At 73.3% G+C, this 23,708-nt stretch carries 21 protein-coding genes and 1 tRNA gene; 11 read left to right on the top strand and 11 right to left on the bottom strand.

What is annotated here, in order from left to right:
• Positions 1-3: 3 nt before the first annotated feature.
• Positions 4-1,980, top strand: a complete 1,977-nt coding sequence (locus M8C11_RS02925; RefSeq protein ID WP_305884527.1) for a biotin carboxylase N-terminal domain-containing protein — start codon at positions 4-6, stop codon at positions 1,978-1,980.
• The gene (locus tag M8C11_RS02910) at positions 1,977-3,140 is read left to right on the top strand and encodes an acyl-CoA dehydrogenase family protein (protein WP_252448218.1); all 1,164 of its coding nucleotides are present in this window, start codon (positions 1,977-1,979) and stop codon (positions 3,138-3,140) included. The genes M8C11_RS02925 and M8C11_RS02910 overlap by 4 nt, the downstream gene beginning before the upstream one ends.
• Before the next feature lie 102 nt (positions 3,141-3,242).
• Here the strand turns inward: M8C11_RS02910 and M8C11_RS02905 are convergent, their stop codons facing one another.
• Positions 3,243-5,021, bottom strand: a complete 1,779-nt coding sequence (locus M8C11_RS02905) for an alpha/beta hydrolase (RefSeq protein ID WP_252448217.1) — start codon at positions 5,019-5,021, stop codon at positions 3,243-3,245.
• Positions 5,022-5,256: 235 nt separating this feature from the next.
• On the opposite strand from M8C11_RS02905, the gene M8C11_RS02900 reads away from it, so the two are divergent.
• Entirely contained in the window at positions 5,257-5,721 is a 465-nt protein-coding gene (locus M8C11_RS02900; protein ID WP_252448216.1) for a hypothetical protein, read from the top strand.
• On the opposite strand, the gene M8C11_RS02895 is transcribed toward M8C11_RS02900, so the two are convergent.
• The 7 genes from M8C11_RS02895 to M8C11_RS02865 form a co-directional block, all read right to left on the bottom strand.
• Positions 5,708-7,183: a serine/threonine-protein kinase gene (locus tag M8C11_RS02895; protein ID WP_252448215.1), complete on the bottom strand. Its 1,476-nt coding sequence runs from the start codon at positions 7,181-7,183 to the stop codon at positions 5,708-5,710. The genes M8C11_RS02900 and M8C11_RS02895 overlap by 14 nt on opposite strands.
• Positions 7,184-7,213: 30 nt before the next feature.
• On the bottom strand, positions 7,214-7,672 hold the full coding sequence (locus M8C11_RS02890) for a hypothetical protein (protein ID WP_252448214.1): 459 nt from the start codon (positions 7,670-7,672) through the stop codon (positions 7,214-7,216).
• Positions 7,673-7,808: 136 nt separating this feature from the next.
• A complete protein-coding gene (locus M8C11_RS02885) occupies positions 7,809-11,390 on the bottom strand; it encodes an adenylate/guanylate cyclase domain-containing protein (protein WP_252448213.1) in 3,582 nt (1,193 codons plus the stop codon).
• On the bottom strand, positions 11,387-12,187 hold the full coding sequence (locus tag M8C11_RS02880) for an MBL fold metallo-hydrolase (RefSeq protein WP_374666869.1): 801 nt from the start codon (positions 12,185-12,187) through the stop codon (positions 11,387-11,389). The genes M8C11_RS02885 and M8C11_RS02880 overlap by 4 nt, the downstream gene beginning before the upstream one ends.
• Before the next feature lie 130 nt (positions 12,188-12,317).
• Positions 12,318-12,779 carry a RidA family protein gene (locus M8C11_RS02875; RefSeq protein WP_120572751.1) on the bottom strand — a complete coding sequence of 154 codons (462 nt, stop codon included), beginning with the start codon at positions 12,777-12,779 and terminating at the stop codon, positions 12,318-12,320.
• A gap of 5 nt (positions 12,780-12,784) precedes the next feature.
• Positions 12,785-12,940 (bottom strand): DUF4177 domain-containing protein, encoded by a 156-nt coding sequence (locus M8C11_RS02870; protein WP_013289021.1) that lies wholly within the window; start codon positions 12,938-12,940, stop codon positions 12,785-12,787.
• Positions 12,941-13,002: 62 nt separating this feature from the next.
• A complete protein-coding gene (locus M8C11_RS02865; RefSeq protein WP_252448212.1) occupies positions 13,003-13,443 on the bottom strand; it encodes a hypothetical protein in 441 nt (146 codons plus the stop codon).
• Between the two features lie 336 nt (positions 13,444-13,779).
• Between M8C11_RS02865 and M8C11_RS02860 the strand changes: the two genes are divergently transcribed.
• The 3 genes from M8C11_RS02860 to M8C11_RS02850 are packed head-to-tail and all read left to right on the top strand — an operon-like array spanning position 13,780 to position 16,597.
• On the top strand, positions 13,780-14,370 hold the full coding sequence (locus tag M8C11_RS02860; RefSeq protein ID WP_252448210.1) for a hypothetical protein: 591 nt from the start codon (positions 13,780-13,782) through the stop codon (positions 14,368-14,370).
• 49 nt (positions 14,371-14,419) lie between these two features.
• Entirely contained in the window at positions 14,420-15,394 is a 975-nt protein-coding gene (locus tag M8C11_RS02855; protein WP_121685110.1) for an ArsA-related P-loop ATPase, read from the top strand.
• 54 nt (positions 15,395-15,448) lie between these two features.
• Positions 15,449-16,597 carry an ArsA-related P-loop ATPase gene (locus M8C11_RS02850; protein ID WP_194801989.1) on the top strand — a complete coding sequence of 383 codons (1,149 nt, stop codon included), beginning with the start codon at positions 15,449-15,451 and terminating at the stop codon, positions 16,595-16,597.
• 9 nt (positions 16,598-16,606) lie between these two features.
• Here M8C11_RS02850 and M8C11_RS02845 read toward each other — a convergent pair whose 3' ends face one another.
• Positions 16,607-16,927, bottom strand: a complete 321-nt coding sequence (locus tag M8C11_RS02845; RefSeq protein WP_013289026.1) for a WhiB family transcriptional regulator — start codon at positions 16,925-16,927, stop codon at positions 16,607-16,609.
• A 403-nt stretch (positions 16,928-17,330) separates the two neighbouring features.
• Here M8C11_RS02845 and M8C11_RS02840 point away from each other — a divergent pair, with 403 nt between their 5' ends.
• Positions 17,331-19,775, top strand: coding sequence for a transglycosylase domain-containing protein (locus M8C11_RS02840; RefSeq protein ID WP_252448208.1), 2,445 nt, complete (start codon positions 17,331-17,333; stop codon positions 19,773-19,775).
• A 76-nt stretch (positions 19,776-19,851) separates the two neighbouring features.
• Here M8C11_RS02840 and M8C11_RS02835 read toward each other — a convergent pair whose 3' ends face one another.
• Positions 19,852-20,307, bottom strand: coding sequence for a GatB/YqeY domain-containing protein (locus tag M8C11_RS02835; protein ID WP_120572746.1), 456 nt, complete (start codon positions 20,305-20,307; stop codon positions 19,852-19,854).
• 25 nt (positions 20,308-20,332) lie between these two features.
• Between M8C11_RS02835 and M8C11_RS02830 the strand changes: the two genes are divergently transcribed.
• From M8C11_RS02830 to M8C11_RS02815, 4 genes are all read left to right on the top strand, one after another.
• Positions 20,333-21,226 (top strand): metallophosphoesterase, encoded by an 894-nt coding sequence (locus M8C11_RS02830; RefSeq protein WP_252448206.1) that lies wholly within the window; start codon positions 20,333-20,335, stop codon positions 21,224-21,226.
• A 139-nt stretch (positions 21,227-21,365) separates the two neighbouring features.
• A tRNA-Pro gene (locus M8C11_RS02825) sits at positions 21,366-21,442 on the top strand.
• An 80-nt stretch (positions 21,443-21,522) separates the two neighbouring features.
• Complete coding sequence (locus M8C11_RS02820; protein WP_252448204.1) at positions 21,523-21,960, top strand: HAD family hydrolase; 438 nt, start codon at positions 21,523-21,525, stop codon at positions 21,958-21,960.
• A 76-nt stretch (positions 21,961-22,036) separates the two neighbouring features.
• The gene (locus tag M8C11_RS02815) at positions 22,037-23,140 is read left to right on the top strand and encodes a calcium:proton antiporter (protein WP_252448202.1); all 1,104 of its coding nucleotides are present in this window, start codon (positions 22,037-22,039) and stop codon (positions 23,138-23,140) included.
• A 49-nt stretch (positions 23,141-23,189) separates the two neighbouring features.
• On the opposite strand, the gene M8C11_RS02810 is transcribed toward M8C11_RS02815, so the two are convergent.
• Positions 23,190-23,663: a hypothetical protein gene (locus M8C11_RS02810; RefSeq protein ID WP_252448201.1), complete on the bottom strand. Its 474-nt coding sequence runs from the start codon at positions 23,661-23,663 to the stop codon at positions 23,190-23,192.
• Positions 23,664-23,708: the final 45 nt, after the last annotated feature.

Genomic DNA, 23,708 nt, shown 5'->3' with positions numbered 1-23,708 from the left:
ACAATGATCACGAAGCTTCTGGTTGCGAACCGGGGGGAGATCGCCCGCCGGGTCTTCGCCACCTGCCGCGCCCTCGGTGTGGCCACCGTCGCCGTGCACTCCGACGCGGACGCCGACGCGCCGTTCGTCGCCGACGCCGACCAGGCCGTGCGGCTACCAGGTAACACGCCGGCCGAGACGTACCTGCGCATCGACGCCGTCCTGGACGCGGCCCGGCGCTCCGGCGCGGACGCCGTCCACCCCGGCTACGGGTTCCTGGCGGAGAACGCCGAGTTCGCGGCGGCGGTGACCGACGCGGGCCTGACCTGGGTCGGGCCGTCGGCCAAGGCGATCGCCGCGATGGGCGACAAGATGGCAGCCAAGGCGCTGCTCGCCGACGCGGGCGTGCCGATGCTGCCCACCTGGACCGACCCGGCCGAGGTCACCGCCTTCCCGGTGCTGGTCAAGGCATCGGCGGGCGGCGGCGGCCGGGGCATGCGGATCGTCCGCGACGCCGCCGGGCTGGCCGAGGCCGTCGCGGGCGCGCGCCGCGAGGCGGCGGCGGCGTTCGGCGACGGCACCGTCTTCATCGAGCGGTACGTGGAACGCGGCCGCCATGTCGAGGTGCAGATCTTCGGCGACACCCACGGCACCGTCGTGGCCCTCGGGGTACGCGACTGCTCGATCCAGCGCCGCCACCAGAAGATCGTCGAGGAGGCGCCCGGTGTGCTGCCCGACGACGTGCGCGCGGCGCTGCACGAGGCGGCGGTGGCGGCCGGGCGGGCCGTCGACTACGTCGGCGCGGGAACCGTGGAGTTCCTGCTCGCGCCGGACGGGCAGGTTCACTTCCTGGAGATGAACACCCGCCTCCAGGTGGAACATCCGGTCACCGAGCTGACCACCGGGCTGGACCTGGTCCGGCTGCAACTGCTCGTCGCCGAGGGCGAGCCGCTGCCGGTCACCGCCACGCCGCCCGCCGACGGCCACGCCATCGAGGTACGGCTGTGCGCCGAGGACCCGGCTCAGGGCTTCCGCCCGGCCACCGGCACGCTGCACCGGTTCGCGATTCCCGGGGTGGCCGCCGAGTTCGGTCCGGCCCGTGGGCTGCGCCTGGACTCCGGTGTGGTGGACGGCTCGGCGGTGAGCGTGCACTACGACTCGATGCTGGCGAAGCTGGTCGCCTGGGCGCCCACCCGTACCGAGGCGGCCCGCGCGCTGGCCGGTGCGCTCGCCCGCGCCGAACTGCACGGCGTGGCGACCAACCGGGATCTACTGGTCCGCGTGCTGCGCAGCGCGGAGTTCGCGGCCGTGGACGTGGACACCGGCTTCCTGGACCGGCACCCCGAGGTGTTCGAGCCGCTGCTGCCGGCCGAGCAGCTTCCGGTGGTGGCACTGGCGGCGGCGCTGTCCGGGGCCGCCACGCGCCGGGCCGCCGCACCGGTACTGGCCGGGTTGCCGTCGGGCTGGCGCAACGTGCCTGCTTTCCCGCAGGTCACCCGGTTCACCGGACCAGGCGACGAGGAGATCGAGGTCCGGTACCGGCTCGACCGCACCGGCGGGCTCGCCGAATGGTCGGTGTCCCCGTCCGACGCCACGCCGGCCGTGACGGTCGTGGACGCCGCCCCGGACCGGGTGCTGCTCGACGTGGACGGGGTGCGTCGGGTCTTCCGCGTACACCGGGTGGGGTCGTCGGTCTTCGTGGACGGCCCGGACGGGGCGGCGAGCCTCACCGAGCTGCCCCGCCTCCCACTGCCCACCGCGGAGCTGGCGGCCGGGTCGCTGCTCGCGCCGCTGCCCGGCGCGGTGACCCGGGTGCACGTGGAGGTCGGCCAGCGGGTCGCCGTCGGTGACCTGCTGCTGACGCTGGAAGCGATGAAGCTCGAACATCCCGTGCTCGCCCCCGCCGACGGCGTGGTGACGGAGCTGCCGGTGCCGGCCGGCGGCCAGGTCGAGACGGGTGCCGTACTTGCCGTGGTGGACCCCGAGGAGGACCCGCAGTGAACTTCGACCTGACCCCCGAGCAGGACCAGCTCCGCGACGCCGTACGGGCGTTGGGCCGCAAGTACGGCCACTCCTACTTCGTCGAGAAGGCCAAGTCCGGTGAGCACACCACCGAGCTGTGGCACGAGGCCGGCCGGCTGGGCTACCTGGGCGTGAACATCCCCACCGAGTACGGCGGCGGGGGCGGCGGCATCACCGAGCTGGCGCTGGTGTGCGAGGAACTGGCCGCGACGGGCTGCCCGCTGCTGCTGCTCGTGGTCTCCCCCGCCATCGCCGCCACGATCATCAACAAGCACGGCACCGAGGAGCAGCGCAAGAAGCACCTTCCCGGCCTCGCCGACGGCTCCCAGAAGATCGTCTTCGCGATCACCGAGCCGGACGCGGGCTCGAACTTCCACCGGCTGGGCACCGTGGCCCGCCGCGACGGAGACGACTGGCTGCTCAGCGGCCGGAAGATCTACATCTCCGGGGTGGACGAGGCCGGGCACGTCCTCGTGGTCGCTCGTACCGAGGACGCGTCCACCGGGAAGCTCAAGCCGGCGCTGTTCATCGTGCCGACCGACGCGCCCGGCCTGGAGAAGTCCAAGCTGGACATGGAGATCCTGTCGCCGGAGAACCAGTTCCTGCTGTTCCTCGACGACGTCCGGCTCCCCGCCGACGCGCTCGTCGGCGAGTCGCTCGACGCCGGGCTGCCGGCGCTGTTCGCCGGGCTCAACCCGGAGCGGATCACGGTGGCCGCGATGGGTGCCGGCACCGGCCGGTACGCGATCGAGAAGGCAAGCGACTACACCGCCACCCGCAAGGTGTGGGGCGGGCGCTCGATCGGCTCGCACCAGGGGGTGGCGCACCCGCTGGCGCACGCGGCAGTGCAGGTCGAGCTGGCCCGGTTGATGATCCACAAGGCGGCGACGCTCTACGACGCGGGCCGCGACCTGGAAGCCGGCATCTCCGGCAACATGGCCAAGTACGCGGCGGGCGAGGCCGCCGCGCTCGCCGTCGACACCGCCGTCCAGGCGCTCGGCGGGGCCGGCATGACCACCGAGTACGGCGTGGCGACGCTGCTCGGCGCGGTACGCGCGGGCCGGATCGCCCCGGTCAGCCGGGAGATGATCCTCAACTTCGTCGCTCAGCACGTCCTGGGCCAGGACAAGTCCTACTGACCCACGGTTTCCACCCGGGCGGCTGACGCCCGCCTCGCCCGAGCGCGGGGTGGGCCCGGGGTACGGCGGGTGCCCGATCACCCGCCGTACCCCGGGGGTCCGTCAGCGGACGGTCAGCGTGCCGACCGCCGGGCGCGGCGTCGCCACCGGCGGCAGCCGCTTCGGCTCGCCCCGGCCCGGCTCGCCCGCCCGGGCCAGCGCGCTCTTCGACGCGTCCGCCCGGCTTGCCGCCGCGTCCTCCTGGAACGGCTGCGCGTCACCGACGCATAGCGTGCCCTTGGCCGGCAGCTTGCCGGTCAGCAGGTACGCGTCGATCCGGCCGGTCGCGCACGCCGAGGTGCCGTACGCGGTGTGGCCCCAGCTGTCGCTGCTCAGCAGACGGCTGTTCGGCAGCAGCTCGGCCGAGCTGACCGCGCCCTGGTAGTTGGTCGCCGGGTCCCAGTAGTTGCCGACCACGAGCACCGGGGCGGCGGTGACCCGGTTGAACGGCCCGGTCCAGGCGTCCTCGTCCCGTACCGTCCACGTGTTGCGGGCGCAGGGCGCGGTGCCCCAGGCCCACGCCCGCCCGAAGTACGGCGCCCGCTTGTCCTCCTTCGCCGACAGCGCCGGCCAGGCGTCGGCGCTCTTCGGGTGGTACGCGTCGGTGCAGTCGACGGTCAGGAACGTCTCCAGCCCGTTGTCGTACGGGAAGTCGTACCCGCGCTGCTGGCGCGCCTGCGCGGCGCGGGCGGCGAGCGCCTTGCGGGCCGACGCGGTGGCGGCCTTGCCGGCGGCCGGGTCGGTCGCGGCCAGGAGCTGCACGGTGATGTCGACGACCGACTGCCAGCCGTACGGGTCGTAGAGCGCGCCGAGCGTGGCGCCGACGAAGTCGGCGTAGCTGACCGTGAAGGAGCCGAAGTCCGGGTCCTCGATCACCACCGGCTTCTTGCGCAGCCGCTTGGCCACCGTGTCGTACGCGGCGAGCGGATCGCCGGTGGCGGCCAGCGCGCACTGCTCGGCGCCGGCCCTGCCGCACCGGGCCAGGATCTCCCGCAGCGCCCGGTACGCCCCGTCGGCGCTGCGCAGCCGCGTCTCCTGGAGCTGGTTGCGGGCACTGCCCTGGCCGACCCAGGCGTTCGGGTCGAGCACGCCGTCGACGACGAGCGCGCGGAAGCGGTCCGGGAACATGTTGGCGTAGTACTGGCCCAGCGCGGTGCCGTAGCTGAACCCGAGGTAGCTGAGCAACTTGTCGCCGACGGCCCGGCGCAGCACCTCCATGTCGCGGGCCACCTCGGCGGTGGACGCCGCGCCGGTCAGCGGCTTGCCGGTGGTGGAGCACGCCTTCCCGACCGCCTTCGACGCGGCGACGTACGCCTTCTCCTCCGCCCTGGTCCACGGGAACGCGACGTTCAGCCCGGCGTACGCCCGGGTCTGGTCCTTCACCGAGCGGAAGCACTTGATGTTCTCGCTGGCCTCGACGCCGCGCGGGTCGACGCCGACGATGTCGAAGCGGTCGAGCAGGTCGTCGCCGAGGAAGTAGGGCGCGGCGAGCGCGATGCTCGTGCCGGAGCCGCCCGGGCCACCCGGGTTGAGGAACAGGCTGCCGACCTTGCGCTGCTGGTCGCGGGCCTTGACCCGCAGCAACGCGACCTCGGTGGTGGCGCCCTTCGGGTTGTCGTAGTCCAGCGGCAGCCGGACCGTGGCGCACTCGGCGTAGTCGTAGCAGGCGTACCAGTCGAGCTTCGGCGTCGGCACGCGGTCCACCCGGCGTGCCTCGGCGGCGCTGGTGCTGTCGTGCGCGGGTGGTTGCGGAGTCGCCGCCGCGGCGGGCGCGACGGCCGGTCCGGCGAGGAGGACGCCGGCGATCCCGGTTGCGGCCAGGGATCGGATTGAACGGGGCATGGAGCTGCCTTCCGTCGGGGAACGAATCCGTCGAGGAGACCTCGACCCCCGTCACTTTAGGGATCGACGCCCACGTTGGTGGCCCCCAAACCTGGATCGATACGGCAAACGACCAGATGATGTAACGATTTTTTCTCGATCGTCGCTACCTGCGACTCCGAAGTGGAGCGTCGGTGACGGGAAGCCGTCTCATCCCGCCGGTTGACAGGTGGACGCGCTGGGCCATGCTTGTCGGGTGAGATCGTTCCCGAAGCCCGATGCGCGGGCGAAGGCCGTCGTCGCGTCCATGGCGACGGTGGCGGCGGTGGTGACCCTCGCCGTGTGGCGTCCGTCCGGCATCCTGTCGGTCGTGCTGGCCCTGGTCTGCGTCCTGCTCGCCATGATCACGGGAGTGACGATCACCGCCGCGCGCCAGCCCGGTGGCACCGGCGGGCCCGCGCCGCAGGCCGAGACCTGGCCGGTCCCCCACCAGGGGTACGGAGTGGACGCCGACACGCTGGAGGCCATCGATCCGCGCGCGGTGCGGAACCTGCGCACCCCGGCGGGCCAGCCGATCGACGCGGACACGCTGGAGACGCTGGACCCGCGGGTGGTACGCGGCATGCGGGCGCCGACGGCGGTGGACGCCGACACGCTGGAGACGCTCGACCCGCGGTCGGTGCGGCAGGGCCGGACCGTGAACGGGCTCAGCGACCGGTGAGCGTGGGGCCGGCGAGCGCGTTGACGCCCCGGCCGGCCAGACAGCGGTAGGTGCGGTCCGCCTCGGCCTCCGGCGGCAGCACCTCCAGGTTCCACCCGCTCGCCGACTTGCCGCCGCTGACCAGCCGGAACGTGTCGGCGTTGCACACCTTGCCGACAACCGGGTCGGCCGCGACCGTCTCGTGCCGGGCCCCGGCGAGACCGGCCGGCAGGTCACCGGCGGCGTAGGTCTCCCAGGTGTGCTGGCCGTCGCACGGCACCCGGCTCGCCTCGGCCCGGTCACGGCGCAGCCGTACCGGACCGAAGCACTCCAGCTCCGTCGCGCAGCGCGCCCCCGCGGGCAGCCGCACGTCGGCGGACGCGCAGCCGGGCACCGGCGCGGCACCGGCCACGCCGCTGGGCGCCGGCGTCGGCGCGACGGGCAGCGCGTGGCCGCCCGCGACCCAGCCGCCGCCGGCCGAGGCGGCCAGCGCCAGCACGCCGGCGCCGCCGAGGAACCAGCGCTTGGGCCAGCGCCGGGCACGCGAGGCCACCGTCGGGTGGTCGTCGTCGGCCGGCGGTCGCGGATTCGGCCCGCCGGTGCGGTGGAACCGGTCGCCGGTGGCGCCGTCGTACAGACCGCCGGTCGCCGGCGCGCCGTCCAGCGGCAGCGAGGCGAGCAGGCCACGCAGCTCGACCGCGGAGGGCCGCGCGCCCGGGTCGTTCGACATGCCCAACCGGAGTACGTCGATCAGCTCGCCGGGCACGCCGGGCAGGCCCGGGATCGGCTGCTGGAACATCTCCAGCACGGTGACCAGGCTCGGGTTGCGTTCGGAGTGCCAGCGCGGCGGACGGCCGTGCATCACCGCGTAGAGCGTGGCGCACAGCGAGTAGACGTCGACGGCGGGCGTGGGCGGGCTGTGGTTGAACGTCTCCGGTGGCGCGTACGCCGGGGTGAGCGCCTCCAGCATCACCGAGGAGTCGCGGAACTCGGCGAGCACCGCCAGGCCGAAGTCGGCCAGGACGGCCGAGTTGAACTCGGAGTGCAGGATGTTCGCCGGCTTGACGTCGCGGTGCAGGACGCCCGCCGCGTGCGAGTGGGCCAGCGCGTCGGCGATCTTCACGCCGAGGTCGCGGGTCTCCGCCGGGCCCAGCGGCGAGGTGCGCATCCGTTCGGCGTACGAGCCGTCGCACAGCTCCATGATGAGGTAGGGGTGCTGGTCGACTGTGACACCCACGTCGAACAGGTCCACCACGTGCGGGTGCGACGACATCCGCCCGGCGGCACGGGCCTCGCGCAGGAAGCGGGCCTGGTCGCGCTCGCTGTCCAGTGTGCGGTTCTCAATCTTGACCGCGACCTCGCGGCCCACGGAGATCTGCGTGGCCCGGTAGATGGTGGCGTAGCCGCCCCGGGCGAACACCTGCAGATCGGTCAGACCGGGCACGATGGGCAGCCGCAGGGCGCCGGGCGGGGTCTCGGTCACGGCTCGAAAATACCCAACGATCCGGACCCGTCAGCGCGCCGCGTCGGTGGCCGGCACCGGACCCGGGACGGAGTCGTCAGTGGCGGCACCCGCCCGGCGGCCGTCCCACCACAGGCCGGCAGCTGTCGCGACAGCGCCCAGCCCCTCCCACGCGGCGACCGCGAAGAAGCGGTCCGGCGCCACGTCGGAGAGCACCGCGATGGTGAACACGGTGAAGGTGACCAGGCGGAACCACACGGTGAACCGGTAGAACGGCCGCCACTCGGTGGCGACCGCGAGCAGGTAGTAGACCCCCATGTTGAACGAGGCCATCGAGGACGCGGTGAGGAACGTGCCGGTGTAGTCGCCCGGAGCGCGCTCGGCCGGCACCTCGAAGCCGAGCAGGCGTAGCTGCGTCTCCGGCCAGATCAGACCGAGCGCACCGAGCAGCAGCGCGAGGAGCCCGAAGACCGCGATCGTCCAGCCGGCGACCGAGCGCGGCAGCCTCATCGTTCCTCCCCAGCATGGTCTGCCGGTGACGCAGGCGCGCGCACCGGGAGGCGACAGCCGATCCACGGCTGTCGCCGCCCCACGCTAACCGGCCCCACCGACGAACACATCCCCGGAACCGTCAGAACAAGGACGATCAGCCGCCGGAGAGGCGGACCCGCAACGCGTCCGCGACCATCCGCTCACTGCGCTGCTCGGTGGCGTACGCCAGGCGTACCGCCTCCTCCGCGTTCGTCAGCGCCTCGGCCCGGCGACCGCAGGCGTCGAGCGCCTCGGCCAGCACCAGCAGCGCCACCACCTGGCTGCGCACGTCCTCGGCCGGAGCGGTGATCGACCGCTGCGCCCAGTCGAGCGCCTGCTCGCGCTGGCCGTGGGCGAGCAGCGCGGCGGCGTACCGGGCCATCGTCTGCCGCCGCGAGAACAGCAGCGAGGGCGCGTTCGCCGCGCCGGTGGCCACCGGGGCGAGCAGCCCCACCGCGGTGCCCGGATCACCCGCCGCGAGGCGGGCCATGGCGAGCAGCACCCGCGGCGCGACCTGGGCCGGTGCCTGCGGGTTGTGCGGCTCCACCCGGGTCAGCACCGACCGCGCCTCCCGCTCGGCGGTCTCGTGGTCGCCCATGTCCAGCGCCACGAAGCCGCGCAGCGTGCCGGCCATGCCGGTGAGCAGCGGGTGGGTGGTCCGGTCGGCGTACTCGAGCGCCTCGGTGAACAGGTCGGCCGCGTGTTCCGGCTCGCCCAGCCCACGCGCCACCACCCCGCGCACCACCAGCGCGAAGCCCTGCCCCCAGTCGTCGCCCACCTCGGCGAAGTCCCGGTACGCGCGCCGCGCAGCCCGGTCCGCCTCGGCCAGGTCGCCCAGTTCGGCGGTGGCGTACGCCTCGACCGCGCGCAGCGTCCCCACCGCCCACGCCTCGCCGACCCGCTCCCCGAACGGCAGGAACACCCGCGCCATCCGGCACGCCTCCCGCAGCCGGCCCGCGAGCAGCCGGGCGAACGCGGTGGTGCCGCGCAGCCAGGCCCGCCCGTACGGGTCCTTCAGCTCGGCGAACAGCCGGGCGGCCCGGCCGAGCACCGCGTCGGTGCCGGCGAAGTCGCCCCGGGTGGTGGTCACCCAGGCCAGGTTCTGCAACGACCAGGCCTGCCCACGGGGATCCCGTGCGGCGAGGCTGACCTGGTAGGACGCGGCCAGCCGGCTGCTCGCCTGCCCGAGCCGGCCGGCGATGAAGTCGGCCATGCCGAGCCGCCGCATCGCCGAGGCCCGCAGGGTGGGCAGGCCGGCGTCGGTGGCCACCTGCAGCGCCTCCTGCCAGTTGCACTCGGCCCGCCCGGCGTCACCGAGGGTCTGCTGGGCCTGCCCGGCCAGCAGCAGCGCGGCGGTCCGGGTGGCCGGGTCGCCGGTGTTCGCGGCGATCTTCTCGGCGAACGCGAGCGCGTCGGCCGGGCGGCCGATCTGGAGCAGCGCCCGGGCGTGCACCACCCGGTCGGCCGGTGGCACCCCGTCGCGGGCCAGCTCGGCCGCGCGCTCGGCGTACTCGACGGCGAGCGCCGGCTCCCCCGACCGCAGCGACCGGCGGGCGGCCCGGCCCAGCGCGGCCACGCCCAGCGGGGTGACCGCCCGGGCCGGCGCGTCCGGGCGCAGCTTGACCGCGTCGGCGAGCGCTGTGGCCCGCTCGACGTGCTCGGCGACGAAGTCGTCCCGGACGGACTCGGTGAACGCGCCGCCCGGTGCGGCGCCGGTCTCGTCGACGCTCTCCGGCGCGGCCCAGCGGGCCAGCGCCGCGTGCCGCTCGGCCAGCTCGGCCTTGCTCACCCCGGCGTACGCGGCCTCCCGCATCAGCGGGGTGGCGAAGGCGAACCCGCTGCGGGTGCGGTGCAGCATGCGCCGTTGCAGCAGTTCCTCAACGGCCCGGTCCAGCTCGACGGCGGCCACCGCGGCGGGCCGCCCGTCCTGTCCGACCCGCTGCTCCCGAAGCGCCTCCAGCGCGCCCGCCGGTACGGTGTCGCCCACCACAGCGGCGTCGCGCAGCGCTGAGCGGGCGTTGGGCGGCAGCGCGTCGATACGCGCCGCGAGCACCGCGGCCAGGTCGCGGGAGAGCAGCCGGCTGCCCAGCGAGCCGGGAGCGAGCCGCCAGCCGACGTCGGCGCCCCGGCCCGGGCCGGCGGTGAGCGCTCCGCGCTCCATCAGCAGCGTGACCAGCTCGGCCAGGTAGAACGGGTTGCCCTGCGCGGTGGCGAGCAGCCGGTCCGCGTCGGCCTGGGGCATGCGGCCGCCGGACAGGTAGCTGGTGAGAAGCCGGGACGCGTCCGCGCCGCGCAGCGGCGGCAGCGCGTGCACCTCGGCGTCCGCGACGCGGGTCAGCGCACCGGCGGTGCGTACCAGCTCGGGACGGCCGAGCAGCATCACCAGCACCGGCCCGCTGAGCCGGTTGAGGGTCAGCGCCAGCGCCTTGAGCGTCTCGGCGGTCGCGTCGTGCAGGTCGTCCACCACGATCACCAGCGGCGCCTCCACGGCGAGCGCGCTGAGCAGGTCCGCGACAGCCGTCGGCACCGCCTCGTCGTCCGGCGGTGGTCCGGCCGCGTTCCACTCGCCGTTCTCCGTGGCGGGCGGGAGTTCGGCGTACCCGAGCAGGGCCAGGAGCTGGTCCACGGCGATCGGCGGCGGGTCGCCGGGCAGCCGGGACAGGCGCTGGCCGAGGCGGCGCAGCCGCTCCTCGACGGCCGGCCGGGTGACGGCGGTGGCCGCGTCGCCGGGCAGGCCGACGGCGGCCCGGACCAGGTCGGCCAGCGGCGCCAGCCGGCGACGCTCGCCGAACGCCGCGCACCGCACCGAGAGCACCCGGGCGCCGGTGTGCGCCGCGTACCGCCCGGCGCCGACGTCGTAGCCGGCGGCGAGGCGTTCCACCTCGGCCGCGAACCGGGACTTGCCGATCCCCGCCTCGGCGGTCATCAGCAGCACCCGGGGCTCACTCCGGTCGATCACCTCGGCGAGCCGGCCGGCCACCCGGCCGATCTCGGTCTCCCGGCCCACGAACGGCGCCTCGTCGCCCAGGCCGGACCGGGTGCCGGGCGCGTCGAGCAGGCCCAGCAGCTCGTACGCCTCGACCGGCTCCCGCTTGCCCTTGAGCCGCAGCGGGCGCAGCGCACGCCAGGAGGCGACGTGCCGGGTCGCGGCGGAGGTGCGCGCCCCGGCGTAGACCGCGCCGACCGCTGCGGCGTCGGCCAGCCGGGCGGCGGTGTTCACCGTGTCGCCGATGACCGTGTACTCGATCGCCGCCTGGATGCCGGCGATCACGTCGCCGGTGTTGAGGCCGACGCGCAGGCCCAGCGGCGCGCCACCGCCGCGCTCGTCGTCGAGCACCCGCCGCACCGCGCGCTGCATGGACAGCGCCGCGCGGACGGCCCGCTCGGCGTCGTCCTCGTGCGCGACCGGCGCGCCGAAGACCGCCATGATCCCGTCGCCGGTGAGCTTGTCGACGTGCCCGCCGAACGTCTTGACCGCGCCCGCGAGGGCGGCGAGCACCCGGTCGGTGACCGCGCCGACCCGTTCCGGGTCCAGGTCCTCCGACCAGGAGGTGAAGTCCGACAGGTCGCCGAAGAGCACGGTCACCACGCGGCGCTCGGCGGCGGGCAGCGTGGCGGCAGCCGGCAGCGCCGCCCCGCAGTTGTGGCAGAACCGCGCCCCGGGCACGGCTACGGTTCCGCACACCGGGCAGGTCACGGCTGCTCCACCCCGAGGTGTTCGAGCTGGGCCCGGACCGACCACTCGGCGGCCCACCACAACGACCTGTCGACGTCGGCGTAGACCACGGCGACCACCTCGGCGGCGGTGGTGGCGCCCGCGGCGACGGCGGCGCGCACCTGGTCCAGCCGGGCCCGCCGGTGGGCCAGGTAGAAGTCGGCCGCCACACCGCAGTCGGCCAGCGCCGGGCCGTGGCCCGGCAGCGCCGGGATCCCCCGGTACGCGGAGAGCAGTTCCAGGCTCGACAGGTAGTCGCCGAGGTGCCCGTCCGGGTGGGCGACCACTGTGGTGCCCCGGCCGAGAATGGTGTCACCGGTCAGCACGACGCGCTCGCCGTCGTGCGCGGCGACGAGGCAGACCGAGTCGGCGGTGTGCCCGGGGGTGGGCAGTAGCCGGATCTCCAGGCCGAACCCGCCGAAGTCCTCGCCCGGCTCGGTCAGCGGCTCACCACCGATGGTGTGCGCCGGGTCGGCGGCGAGCACCGGCACGCCGTCGAGCAGCTCGCGCAGCCGAGGCGCGCCCTCGGTGTGGTCGGCGTGCCCGTGCGTGATCAGCACGCATCCGATGCGCCCCTGCGCCGCGATGGCGGCCAGGTGCCCCTCGTCGGCGGGCCCCGGGTCGACCACGACGGCGGGCGCGTCCGGCCCGGCCCGCAGCACCCACGTGTTCGTCCCGTCGAGCGTCATCGGCCCCGGGTTCGGCGCACGCAGCAACGTCACCCACCCCGGCAGCCCGTCCGCAAGCGCCCCCGCCGCACCGGCCATACGCCCACCCATGGGTGCGATCGTACGACTCCGCCCGCCACTCCCCGCGATCTTGCAGTTCCGGCCCGAGCTTTGTCCCCGTCTGGGGCTTCTGCCGGGGCCACAACCGCAAGATCGCGGGCTTCAGTGGCGGGCGGGCGCGTCACGCGACCTCGACGATGACCTCTACCTCTACGGGGGCGTCCAGGGGAAGCTCCGCCACGCCTACGGCGCTGCGGGCGTGGCGGCCGGCCTCGCCGAACACGGCGCCGAACAGGTCGGAGGCGCCGTTGATCACGCCGGGCTGGCCGGTGAAGCCGGGTGCGCTGGCCACGAAGCCGGTCAGCTTCACGACCTTGACCACGTTCTCCAGCCCGACCAGCGCGTCGATCGCGGCGAGCGCGTTCAGCGCGCACCGCTCCGCCAGGTCCTTCGCCTGCTCGGCCGAGACGCCGTTGCCGACCTTTCCGGTGGCGAGCAGCTTGCCCTCGGCCATCGGCAGCTGGCCGGACACGTAGACGTGCTGCCCGGACTGGACGGCCGGCACGTAGCTGGCCACCGGCGGCACCACCTCAGGCAGCGCGAGGCCGAGCTCGGCGAGCTTCGCGTGGGGTCCGTTGCTCATGGAGGTCAGCCCTTCGGACGCTTCAGGTACGCGACGAGCTGCTCCGGGTTCGGGCCGGGGACCACGGAGACCAGTTCCCAGCCGTCCTCGCCCCAGTTGTCGAGGATCTGCTTGGTCGCGTGGACCAGCAGCGGCACCGTGGCGTATTCCCACTTCTGCATCGGAGGAGGGCTCCCTTGCCTGACTTGGACTTCGGTCAGGCACAGCCTACGGTCCGCCGCGGTCACCAGGACGCGGGACGCGGCTCCGGCGCCGGCGGCGGCTCGCCGCACGGGCCCTCGTGCTCGAAGCGCTGCGGGCACCGGCTGCGGTCGGGCAGCAGCAGGTCGCAGAAGACCCGGTGCCTGTTGTTCTGGTCGTCGGCGGTGGAGACGGTGGTCTCGCCCGCGTCCAGCTCCACCAGGAAGCCCAGCGAGGTGGCCACCGTGCCGGCGAGCGCGGTGGCCGCCGCCAGGTCGGGCACCCGGACCTGGAGGTGGATCACGTAGCCGGGCTCGTCCTCGTCCCGCCCCTTCCCGCCGGAACGGGGAAGCGTCCGGATCCCGTCGGCCGCCGAGCCGTAGGAGCGCTCGTTGAACGGCGCGGCCGGCCCCTCGGCCTCGCCCGGCCGTCCGGCCCGGTCACCCGGGAACTGACCTCGGGGACTGTTCTCCGCGTCGCGCATCCTTCGCCTCCGGGCGTCGTACCTGTTCAACCAACACCGCCATCCGGCTCGGAGCCGTCCCCGGCCCGGCTCTCCGCGTCGGGGACGAACGTAGATCCTGCGACAAGTCCCGGCAACGGGACGCGCACGCCTCGTCACCTCCAGTCACATTTGCGACACAAGGCTGGTCGGGAACGCGGTAGCCGACTCCGTCCGGCGGGGCGCGTACGCGGGGCTGGCAAGCGCCCCGCCGACCGATACCCTTCCGGACTGGACGCGCGCCGACGCGCGCCCGCACACCTCGACCCGTGCCCGTCGCCTGGGGCGGCGACGGGAGCCGCAACCCGGGGGAGACAGATGACCCAACCGCCCGCCGGTGGCGACACCGGCACGCCCGGCGACCCGAATCCGCAACCGCCGCCCACCGGCGGCGCGGCGCCGGGATCCGCACCCACAGCCGGCCCGCCGGCGTACCCGTCCGGCACACCGCCGTATCCGCAGCCGCGCAAGCGACCGGCGGTGCTGATCGTCTCGCTGGTGCTGGCCGCCGCGGTCCTGCTCTGCGGCGGCGGGGGCACTGCCGCGTTCCTCGCGCTGCGCGACAGCGAGGACGGCCAGGGCGCGAAGGAGCCGCAGGTCGCGGTGGACGGCTTCCTCAAGGCCGTCTACCAGGAACGCGACGCCGAGAAGGCGGCCACGTTCGTCTGCTCCGCGGCCCGCGACGACGAGAAGATCGCCACCAAGGTCGCCGAGGTGCAGAAGTACGTCGCGCAGTACCAGAACCCCCGGTTCCGCTGGCCCACCCCGACCGTCGACAACCAGACCGGGGACCGGGCCACCGTCTCCGCCCGGGTGACCATGACCACCGCCGACGAGAAGGTCGCCGAGCAGGCGCTGCGTTTCACTGTGGTGCGGAAGACGGGTTGGTGGGTCTGCGAGGTCGGCTGATCCCACCGGCCGGACAGAGCTGGTCCCAACGGCTGGTTAGGCTCGACGGATGGCAGCGAGTGAGCAGCCGGCCGAGCCCGCCGGCAGATGGCCGGCCCGCCTGCACGTGGTGACCGGCAAGGGCGGCACGGGAAAGACGAGCGTGGCCGCCGCGCTGGCCCTCGGCCTGGCCGCCGAGGGCCGGCGCACCCTGCTGGTCGAGGTGGAGGGCCGGCAGGGCATCGCCCAGCTCTTCGGCACCGATCCGCTGCCGTACGAGGAGCGGCACCTCGCCGACGCGCCCGGCGGCGGTGAGGTGCGGGCGCTGGCGGTCGACGCCGAGGAGGCGCTCCTCGAATACCTGGACATGTTCTACAAGCTCGGCGCCGCCGGCCGGGCGCTGCGCAAGCTCGGCGCGATCGACTTCGCCACCACGATCGCGCCGGGCCTGCGCGACGTGCTGCTCACCGGAAAGGTCAAGGAGGCGACCACCCGGACGAACGGGTCGCGCCGGACGTACGACGCGGTGGTGCTGGACGCGCCGCCGACCGGGCGGATCGGCCGCTTCCTGAACGTGACGGCGGAGACGGCCCGGCTGGCGAAGGTCGGCCCGATCAAGACCCAGAGCGAGGGCGTCTCCGCGCTGCTCCGGTCGCCGATGACCGCTGTGCACGTGGTCACGCTGCTGGAGGAGATGCCGGTCCAGGAGACGCTCGACGCGGTCGCGGAGCTGACCCAGCTCGGTTTCCCGGTCGGCCGCGTGATCGTCAACGGCGTCCGCCCGCCGGTGCCGGCCGGGCGGGCGGTCACCGCGGCCGAGCTGAAGCGCGGGCTGGCCGCCGCCGGCCTGCCGACCGACGGCCCGACCGTGGCCGGGCTCGTCGAGGAGGCCCGTGACCAGCAGGTACGCCGTGAGCTGGAGGACTCCCTCCGGGGTGACCTGGTGGATCTCGGCCTGCCCCTGGTCGAGTTGCCGCTGCTGCCCGAGGGGGTCGACCGGGCCGGGCTGGAGACGCTCGCCGAGGCCCTCGTCCGGGCGGATTGACTCACACCTGCGGCCGGCACGGAGCAGAGTGCCCCTCGGGACCGATACGCTCGATTGGTGCCTTCCGAAGACGCGGCGCCTCCGCTTGACGTCGACCAGATCCTCGCCGACGACGGCGTACGGATCGTGGTCTGCTGCGGGGCGGGCGGCGTGGGCAAGACGACCACGGCGGCGGCGCTGGCGCTGCGCGCGGCCGAGCGGCACGGCCGGCGCACGGTGGTGCTCACCATCGACCCGGCGCGCCGGCTGGCCCAGTCGCTCGGCCTGACCGAGCTGGACAACACACCCCGGCAGGTCAAGGGCATCGACGTCGAGGCCGGCGGCGGTGAACTGCACGCCATGATGCTCGACATGAAGCGCACGTTCGACGACGTGGTGCTCCAGCACACCGACCCGGCGAAGGCGGCGGAGATCTTCGCCAACCCCTTCTACCAGGCCATGAGTTCCACCTTCGCCGGCACGCAGGAATACATGGCGATGGAGAAGCTGGGCCAGTTGCACGCCCGGGGCGAGTGGGACCTGATCGTGGTGGACACGCCGCCGTCGCGCTCCGCGCTCGACTTCCTGGACGCGCCGGCCCGGCTGTCCCGGTTCCTCGACGGCCGGATGCTGCGGCTGCTGCTGGCCCCGGCGCGCAGCGGCGGGCGGAGCATGTTCAGCCTGGTCACGGCGAGCTTCGGGATGTTCTCGAAGGTGGTGCAGAAGGTGATCGGCGCCCAGCTGCTCACCGACCTGTCCGGCTTCGTGGCCGCCCTCGACTCGATGTTCGGCGGGTTCCGGCAGCGCGCCGAGCAGACGTACCGGATCCTCCAGGCCCGGGAGACGGCGTTCCTGCTGGTCGCGACGCCGGAGCCGGACGCGGTCCGGGAGGCCGCCTACTTCGCCGGCCGCCTGCGGGAGGAGCGGATGCCGCTGGCCGGGCTGGTGCTCAACCGGGTGCACCGGCCGGCGGCGGACCTGTCCGCCGCGGAGAGCCTGGCCGCCGCGGAGCGGCTGGCCGGCGTGGGTGGGCACGAGGGCACCGTCGAGGTGTTGCGCGCGCACGCCGCGCTGGCCCAGCAGGCGGTACGCGAGGAGCAGGTGGCGGCCCGGTTCACCGAGGCGTTCCCGGCGGTGCCGGCGGTGTCGGTGACGGCGCAGCCCGCCGACGTGCACGACGTCGACGGGCTGCGGACGATCGGCGAGGCGATCAGCCGGAGCTGACCGGTCCGGTCAGTTGGCCGTGGTGACCAGGATCTTGTCCTTGCCGGCCTTCTCCTTGGCGTTCTTCTTCATGGCCGCCTCGAACATCTTGCGCCAGCTGGTGACCTGCGGGTGGCGGCGCAGCAACGCCCGGCGCTCGCGCTCGGTCATGCCACCCCACACCCCGAACTCGATCCGGTTGTCGAGCGCGTCGGCCAGGCACTCGTACCGAACTGGGCAGCTCCGGCAGATCCTCTTCGCCACGTTCTGTTCGGCGCCCTGTACGAACAACGCGTCCGGGTCTCCGTTCTGACACGCCGCCAGTGACGGCCAGTCAGTGATCATGCCCATCTGTACACGTCCCCCCTTGCAGTACCTACCGACTTCGCGCGAGCAGCCCTCGTACTTCCCCCCGGTCGTTCGCGCCGGCCTCCCCAGGGCGGCACAAACGACTCATGGCTGCGGTCGCCGCCACCATCATGCTGTGTAGTCGCCCGATTACGCAACGTTGTCGGCGAAATCCATCATTCCGGACACTCCCGGCTTCCCGGGCTTTCGCCCCGCGACTACCCCGCCCGAGTACGTGAAAACGCTGCGCCACTCCCGGACTCCGGAGAGACTTCCGTCGGATCTCACGCAACCCCGGACCAGGGCTCGTGCGTTTAGCACAACGAGGCCGGCGCATGCAGGAAATGGGGAAACTTCCCCACGCGCCCGCCGATTCCTACTCGCGTACCCTGTCGAGGTGACCTGGATGCGGAAACGTGACCACAACGTGCTGACCAACGCCGCATCGCTGCTGATCTGCGGCCTCTTGGCCGGAGTGGTGGTCGCTGCGGCGGCCTTCCCCGTGGCAGCGATGTCCGGACTGGCCGCCAAGGCCGGAGCGGAGACGTTCGAGGCGCTGCCCAAGGAGCTGACAGTCGCCCGGGCACCCCAGATCACCAAGCTGCTCGCGTCCGACGGCAAGACCGTGCTGGCCACGATGTACGACGAGAACCGCAAGGACGTCCAGCTCAAGGACATCTCGCCGTACATGCAGAAGGCCATCATCGCGGCCGAGGACCACGACTTCTACAAGCACAACGGCGTGGACATCAACGGTGTGGCGCGGGCCTTCGTCAACAACCAGGCCGCCGGCTCCTCCCGGCAGGGCGCGTCGACGCTCACCATGCAGTACGTCCGGCTGGCCATCTCCTACTCGGCCACCCACCCGGCCGACGTCGTCGCCGCGACCGAGGACACCAGCGGCCGCAAGCTGCGCGAGATGAGCCTGGCGCTCCAGGTCGACAAGGAACTCTCCAAGGACGAGATCCTCCGGCGCTACCTGAACATCGCCGCGTTCGGCAACGGCGCGTACGGCATCTGGGCGGCCAGCCAGGTCTACTTCAACAAGCCGCCGAGCAAGCTCGACATCCAGGAGTCGGCGATGCTCGCCGGCATGGTGAAGGCCCCCACCTCGTTCGACCCGACCACCAAGTCGGGCTACCCCGAGGCGGTCGGCCGGCGCGACTACGTCATCGACAACATGGTGCAGATCGGCGCGATCAACCAGCAGGAGGCGGACGCCGCCAAGAAGATCAAGCTCCAGGTCAAGGGCAAGCGCACCCCGAACGGCTGCACCCAGACCACCACCCGCTCCTGGGGCTTCTTCTGCGACTACCTCTACCGCTGGTGGCTCCAGCAGGAGACGTTCGGCGCCACCTCGTACGACCGGGAGCGGCGGCTGAAGAGCGGCGGCTACACGATCATCTCCACGCTGGACGTCCAGGCGCAGAAGGGCGCCGACAAGGCCGTCCGCAACAAGCTCGGCGAGAGCAGCAAGGCGGCCCGGATGGTGGCCGCCGTCGAACCGGGCACCGGCCGGGTCCGCGCCGTGGCGGTGAACCGGAACTTCAAGCTCGACGACCCGTCCGACCCGCAGAACAAGATCTCCAGCGACCCGAAGAAGGCCAAGAAGAAGATCCGGGGCAACTACCCCAACACGGTGAACCCGCTGGTCACCGGCGGTCCCGGCATCGCCGGCTACCAGGCCGGCTCGACCTTCAAGATCTTCACGCTGGTGGCCGCGCTGGAGAAGGGCTACCCGCTCAGCTACCCCATCAACGCGAAGCCGGTCTTCGAGTCCAACTACCCGGTCGAGTTCAACTCGCCCGCCGCCTGCCCGGGCACCAGCAAGTACTGCCCGAAGAACGCCAACCCCGCGATGGCCGGCATGCACAACATGTGGAGCGGCTTCGGCTACTCGGTCAACACGTTCTTCATCGACCTGCAGCAGCGGGTCGGCGCGGAGAACGTGGTGAAGGCCGCGCAGAAGCTCGGCATCACGTTCCGCTCGTCGAGCGACGCGCAGCTCGCCGCCAACCCGCACCAGTGGGGCGCGTTCAGCCTCGGCGTCTCCCAGACCACGCCGCTGGAGCTGGCGAACGCGTACGCCACGCTCGCCGCCGACGGCAAGTACTGCGAGCCGATCCCGGTGCAGGAGATCCGCGGTCCGGACGGCGAGAAGCTGGACGTCGCCAACCCCCGCTGCGAGCAGCGGGTCAGCACCGAGGTGGCCCGCGCCGCCGTCGACGCCGCGCGCTGCCCGGTCGGTGACCGCTCCGCCACCACCAAGTGCGGCCCCGCCACCGCCGGCAACGTCCGCAACATCGTCGACGCGCCGGTGGCCGGCAAGTCCGGCACCACCGACTCCGACCGCACCTCGGCCCTGGTCGCGATGACCAAGCAGTACGCGGTGGCCGGCATCATGGCCGACCCGGACTGGCCGCAGACCAACCAGAAGATGGGCCACGACGAGACGCCCCAGGGCATCAACCCGGCGGTCTACCAGACGCTGCGTGACGCCATGAGGGGCAAGGAGCGGAAGAACTTCACCCCGCCCAGCGGCAAGATCGTCCTGGGCGACCAGCGCTCCATCCCGGGCGTGAAGTGTGAGTCGATCGAGACCGCGAAGTCCCGGCTGAAGGGTGCCGGCTTCGAGCCGGTGGTCTCCAGCAACAAGGTGCCGTCGGAGTGCCCGGCCGGCACCGCGGCCGGCACCAGCCCGGACGGGCGCACCATCAAGGGCGGCGTGGTGATGATCGAGGTCAGCTCCGGCCAGGGCGGCACCCCGGAGCAGGGCGGCACCGCGACACCGGACCGGCCGGGTGGCCCCGGCGGACCGGGTAACGGCAGACCGGGACGCCCCGGAAACTGATCCCGGACAGCGGACAGCGACGGCCACCTCCTCCGGGAGGTGGCCGTCGTCGTTTCCGCGCTACGGGAGCGCCGGGTCAGAGACCGAGCTGGCGGCGTACCTCGGCGGCCACCCGACCACCCTCGGCCCGGCCGGCCACCGCGGCCTGGGCCGCCTTCATGGCCGGGCCCATCTGCGCCTTGCCGGTGAAGCCGCCCGCGGCGAGCGCCCCCGAGACCAGCTCGGCCAGCTCCTCGTCGGAGAGCTGCTTGGGCAGGTAGCGCTCCAGCACCTCGCCCTCGGCGGTCTCCTTGCCGGCCTGCTCGGCGCGCCCCGCGTCGGCGAACGCCACCGCCGCCTCGCGGCGCTTCTTCGCCTCCTTGGTCAGCACGGCGAGCACCTCGTCGTCGCTGAGCTCGCGCTTTTCCCGGCCGGCGACCTCGGCGGTGCCCACGGCGGCCAGGGCCATCCGCAGCGTGGAGGTGGTCAGCTCGTCGCGCGCCTTGAGAGCGGCGCGCATGTCGGCGGTGAGACGGTCCTTCAGCGTGCTCATGGACGGTGAAACTACCCTGAACGCCATGCGAAAGCGCACACTATTCCGGCTCGCGGCCGGAACCGTCGCCGCCGGTGCGGCCACCCTGGCGTACGCGTCGCTCGTCGAGCGCAACATGTTCACCCTCCGCCGGTACGACGTGCCGGTGCTCCCGACCGACGCCGAACCGCTGCGGGTGCTGCACCTCTCCGACCTGCACATGATGCCCGGCCAGCGACGCAAGCAGGACTGGGTGGCCTCCCTGGCCGCACTCGACCCGGACCTGGTCGTGGTCACCGGCGACAACATGGCGCACCCCGAGTCGGTGCCGGGCGTGCTGCGCGCCCTGCAACCGCTGCTCGACCTGCCCGGCGCGTTCGTCTTCGGCTCCAACGACTACACCGGGCCGGTCCTGAAGAACCCCTTCACCTACTTCCTGCCCGACCGGGAGTACACCGAGGGTGTGCCGCTGCCGTACGAGGAACTGCGCGACATCCTCACCGGCGCCGGCTGGGCCGACCTGAACAACGCCCGCACCACGCTCAAGGCCGGCGGGCGGGAGATCGAGCTGGCAGGCGTCGACGACCCCCACATCGAACGGGACAACTACGACGCTGTGGCCGGCCCGGTCAGCCGCGACGCGGCGCTGTCCATCGCGCTGTCGCACTCCCCCGAGCCGGTCGTGCTGGACCGGATGGCGGCCGACGGCTTCGGCCTGCTGCTCGCCGGGCACACCCACGGCGGCCAGGTCTGCGTGCCCGGGTACGGCGCGCTGGTGACCAACTGCGGGCTGCCCCGCTCGATGGCGCGCGGGCTGCACCGCTGGCCCGGCTCCGACTCCTGGCTGCACGTCTCCGCCGGCCTCGGCACCCACCCCACCGCCCCGATCCGCTTCGCCTGCCCGCCCGAGGCCAGCATCCTCACCCTGATCCCCCGCTGACCCCCGCTGATCCCGGCAGATCTTGGTACGCGGCCGCCCCTCCGAGGGCCGTTCCGTACCAAGATCTGCCGACCGGGCGAGGCGGGGGGTACCGAGTTTGACCGTGGGGGCGGGTGGGCTACTATTTGTCGGCACGCCTCGGGGTGTGGCGCAGCTTGGTAGCGCGCTTCGTTCGGGACGAAGAGGTCGTCGGTTCGAATCCGGCCACCCCGACCAGAGGTAAGAGGGCACATCCGATCTCGGATGTGCCCTCTGCGTTTCCCCGGCCCCGCTCACCGTCGCAGTAGGATCCCGCCATGCCACGGCCGGTCGTCTTCGCCCACCGGGTGCTGGGTCGCGTCTCGCCCGCCACGCTGGACGTGCTCGACGCGCTGCGCGAGCGCGGGCACCGGCTGGCCCTGATCAGCAACGCCACCTCCGAGACGGCCGAGGCGTGGGCGGCCGTCCCGCTCGCCCGGCGGTTCGACGTCACGGTGTTCTCCTGCGAGGTCGGGCTGGCCAAGCCGGACCCGGCGATCTACCGCGCGGCCGCGCAGCGGCTGGGCGTCGCACCGGCGGACTGCGTGTACGTGGGCGACGGCGCGGACGGCGAGCTGGCCGGTGCGGCGGCGGTCGGCATGACGGTGCTCCGGACGACCGAACACCAGGACACCGATCCGGGCTGGATCGGAATCGTGATCGGGAACCTCCGTGAGGTGCTCGCCCACGTGGAGCAACCGGCCTCGATCGAATAGATCGACAGGACTGCCCGGAGCCACCCCGCCACGCGCGGTCAACTCTGCCCCCTGGCAAAGTATGCGCATGCCGCCGATGATCCGATCCCGTCTGACCGATTGGACCACCGTCGCGCCCCTGGTCGCTGTGCTCGTGCTCGTGATGACCTGGGGACGGGAGTTGCCCGGCCCGCTCATCTTCGTGGTGGCGGCCCTGCTCGCGGTGGCCGTACTGGCAGCGGTGCACCACGCCGAGGTGGTCGCGCACAAGGTCGGCGAACCGTACGGGTCACTCGTGCTCGCGGTGGCGGTCACCGTGATCGAAGTCGGTCTGATCGTCACGCTGATGATCAGCGGTGGCGACAAGACGCAGGCGCTGGCCCGGGACACGGTCTTCGCCGCCGTCATGATCACCTGCAACGGCATCCTCGGCCTGTCGCTGCTGCTCGGCGCACTGCGCCGGCAGGTGGCGGTGTTCAATCCGGAGGGCACCGGCGGGGCACTCGCCACGGTGGCCACGCTCGCCACGCTCAGCATGGTGGTGCCGACGTTCACCACGAGCCGGCCGGGGCCGGAGTTCTCCCCCGCGCAGCTCGCCTTCGCGGCCGTCGCCTCGCTGGCGCTCTACCTGCTGTTCGTCATGGTGCAGACCGGCCGGCACCGCGACTACTTCCTCCCGGTCACGCAGGAGGGCAGCATCCTCGCCGAGGACAAGAACGGTGACGGGCACGCCGAGCCGCCGTCCACGCGTACCGCGCTGGCCAGCCTGGCCCTGCTCGTGGTGGCGCTCGTCGCGGTGGTGGGCGACGCGAAGACGATCTCCCCGGCGATCGAGACGGCGGTCGGCGCCGCCAACCTGCCGCAGGCCTTCGTCGGTGTGGTCATCGCGCTGCTGGTGCTGCTGCCGGAGACGCTCGCCGCCGCCCGGGCGGCACGGCGGGACCGCGTGCAGATCAGCCTCAATCTCGCGCTCGGCTCGGCGATGGCCAGCATCGGCCTGACCATCCCGGCCATCGCGATCGCCTCGATCTGGCTGGACGGGCCGCTGATGCTGGGCCTGGGCGGCACCCAGATGACGCTGCTGGCGCTGACCGCGGTGACCGCTGTGCTCACCGTGGTGCCGGGCCGGGCGACTGTGCTCCAGGGCGGCGTGCACCTGGTGCTGCTCGCCGCGTTCGTCTTCCTGGCCGCCAGCCCCTGAGCAGGCACGCCCGCAGCCGGCCCGTAGGCCGCCGGACAACGAAGACCCGTCAGTCGTGCATCTCCGTCCGCGCCACCTCGGCGAACGCGGCGGTCAGGTAATCGGCGAACGGGCGTCCCGTGACCGCCAGCAGGTCGGCCACCAGCAGCGGCGCGTGCCGGGCGATCGCCGCCGGATCGGGCGGATTCTCGTCGTCGCCCGGGTCGTAGACGCCGAGCGCGCCGGCCAGCAGCACCAGCAGCACGTGCGGGTCGACGTCGGGCCACCAGGGCGCCGCCGACCGCACGCACTGTTCCAGCACCTGCCGTACGTCGTCGCCGTCCAGCCCGTCCGGGTGCGCCTCCTCGAGCAGCAGCCGGACCACGCCGCCGAGCACCAGCCCGGCCCGGTCGGCGGCGGCCAGCCGCTCGACGGCCGGGGCGTACGCCTCGGCGTCGCGCTCACGCGCGGCGGTCACCGCGTCGGTGGCCGTCTCGGCGATCTCGCGGGCCGGTGCGGGCAGGTGCCGCCAGGTCGTCGTCACCGGGCCAGCATGGCAGAGCACGTGTGATCGCTCACCTTCCGGCCC

This window comes from Micromonospora sp. CPM1 (assembly GCF_023896895.1).
Classification (GTDB): domain Bacteria; phylum Actinomycetota; class Actinomycetes; order Mycobacteriales; family Micromonosporaceae; genus Micromonospora; species Micromonospora tulbaghiae.
Note: the sequence above shows the minus strand (reverse complement) of the source record. Positions and strands in the feature narration are given on the sequence as shown.

What these genes read in the sequence shown, in the direction of transcription:
- M8C11_RS02925 (WP_305884527.1), top strand. Translation starts at nt 4, where the DNA reads ATGATCACGAAGCTTCTGGTTGCGAACCGGGGGGAGATCGCCCGCCGG.
- M8C11_RS02905 (WP_252448217.1), bottom strand. Translation starts at nt 5,021, where the DNA reads ATGCCCCGTTCAATCCGATCCCTGGCCGCAACCGGGATCGCCGGCGTC.
- M8C11_RS02890 (WP_252448214.1), bottom strand. Translation starts at nt 7,672, where the DNA reads ATGAGGCTGCCGCGCTCGGTCGCCGGCTGGACGATCGCGGTCTTCGGG.
- M8C11_RS02880 (WP_374666869.1), bottom strand. Translation starts at nt 12,187, where the DNA reads ATGGGTGGGCGTATGGCCGGTGCGGCGGGGGCGCTTGCGGACGGGCTG.
- M8C11_RS02875 (WP_120572751.1), bottom strand. Translation starts at nt 12,779, where the DNA reads ATGAGCAACGGACCCCACGCGAAGCTCGCCGAGCTCGGCCTCGCGCTG.
- M8C11_RS02870 (WP_013289021.1), bottom strand. Translation starts at nt 12,940, where the DNA reads ATGCAGAAGTGGGAATACGCCACGGTGCCGCTGCTGGTCCACGCGACC.
- M8C11_RS02865 (WP_252448212.1), bottom strand. Translation starts at nt 13,443, where the DNA reads ATGCGCGACGCGGAGAACAGTCCCCGAGGTCAGTTCCCGGGTGACCGG.
- M8C11_RS02860 (WP_252448210.1), top strand. Translation starts at nt 13,780, where the DNA reads ATGACCCAACCGCCCGCCGGTGGCGACACCGGCACGCCCGGCGACCCG.
- M8C11_RS02855 (WP_121685110.1), top strand. Translation starts at nt 14,420, where the DNA reads ATGGCAGCGAGTGAGCAGCCGGCCGAGCCCGCCGGCAGATGGCCGGCC.
- M8C11_RS02845 (WP_013289026.1), bottom strand. Translation starts at nt 16,927, where the DNA reads ATGGGCATGATCACTGACTGGCCGTCACTGGCGGCGTGTCAGAACGGA.
- M8C11_RS02840 (WP_252448208.1), top strand. Translation starts at nt 17,331, where the DNA reads ATGCGGAAACGTGACCACAACGTGCTGACCAACGCCGCATCGCTGCTG.
- M8C11_RS02835 (WP_120572746.1), bottom strand. Translation starts at nt 20,307, where the DNA reads ATGAGCACGCTGAAGGACCGTCTCACCGCCGACATGCGCGCCGCTCTC.
- M8C11_RS02830 (WP_252448206.1), top strand. Translation starts at nt 20,333, where the DNA reads ATGCGAAAGCGCACACTATTCCGGCTCGCGGCCGGAACCGTCGCCGCC.
- M8C11_RS02820 (WP_252448204.1), top strand. Translation starts at nt 21,523, where the DNA reads ATGCCACGGCCGGTCGTCTTCGCCCACCGGGTGCTGGGTCGCGTCTCG.
- M8C11_RS02815 (WP_252448202.1), top strand. Translation starts at nt 22,037, where the DNA reads ATGATCCGATCCCGTCTGACCGATTGGACCACCGTCGCGCCCCTGGTC.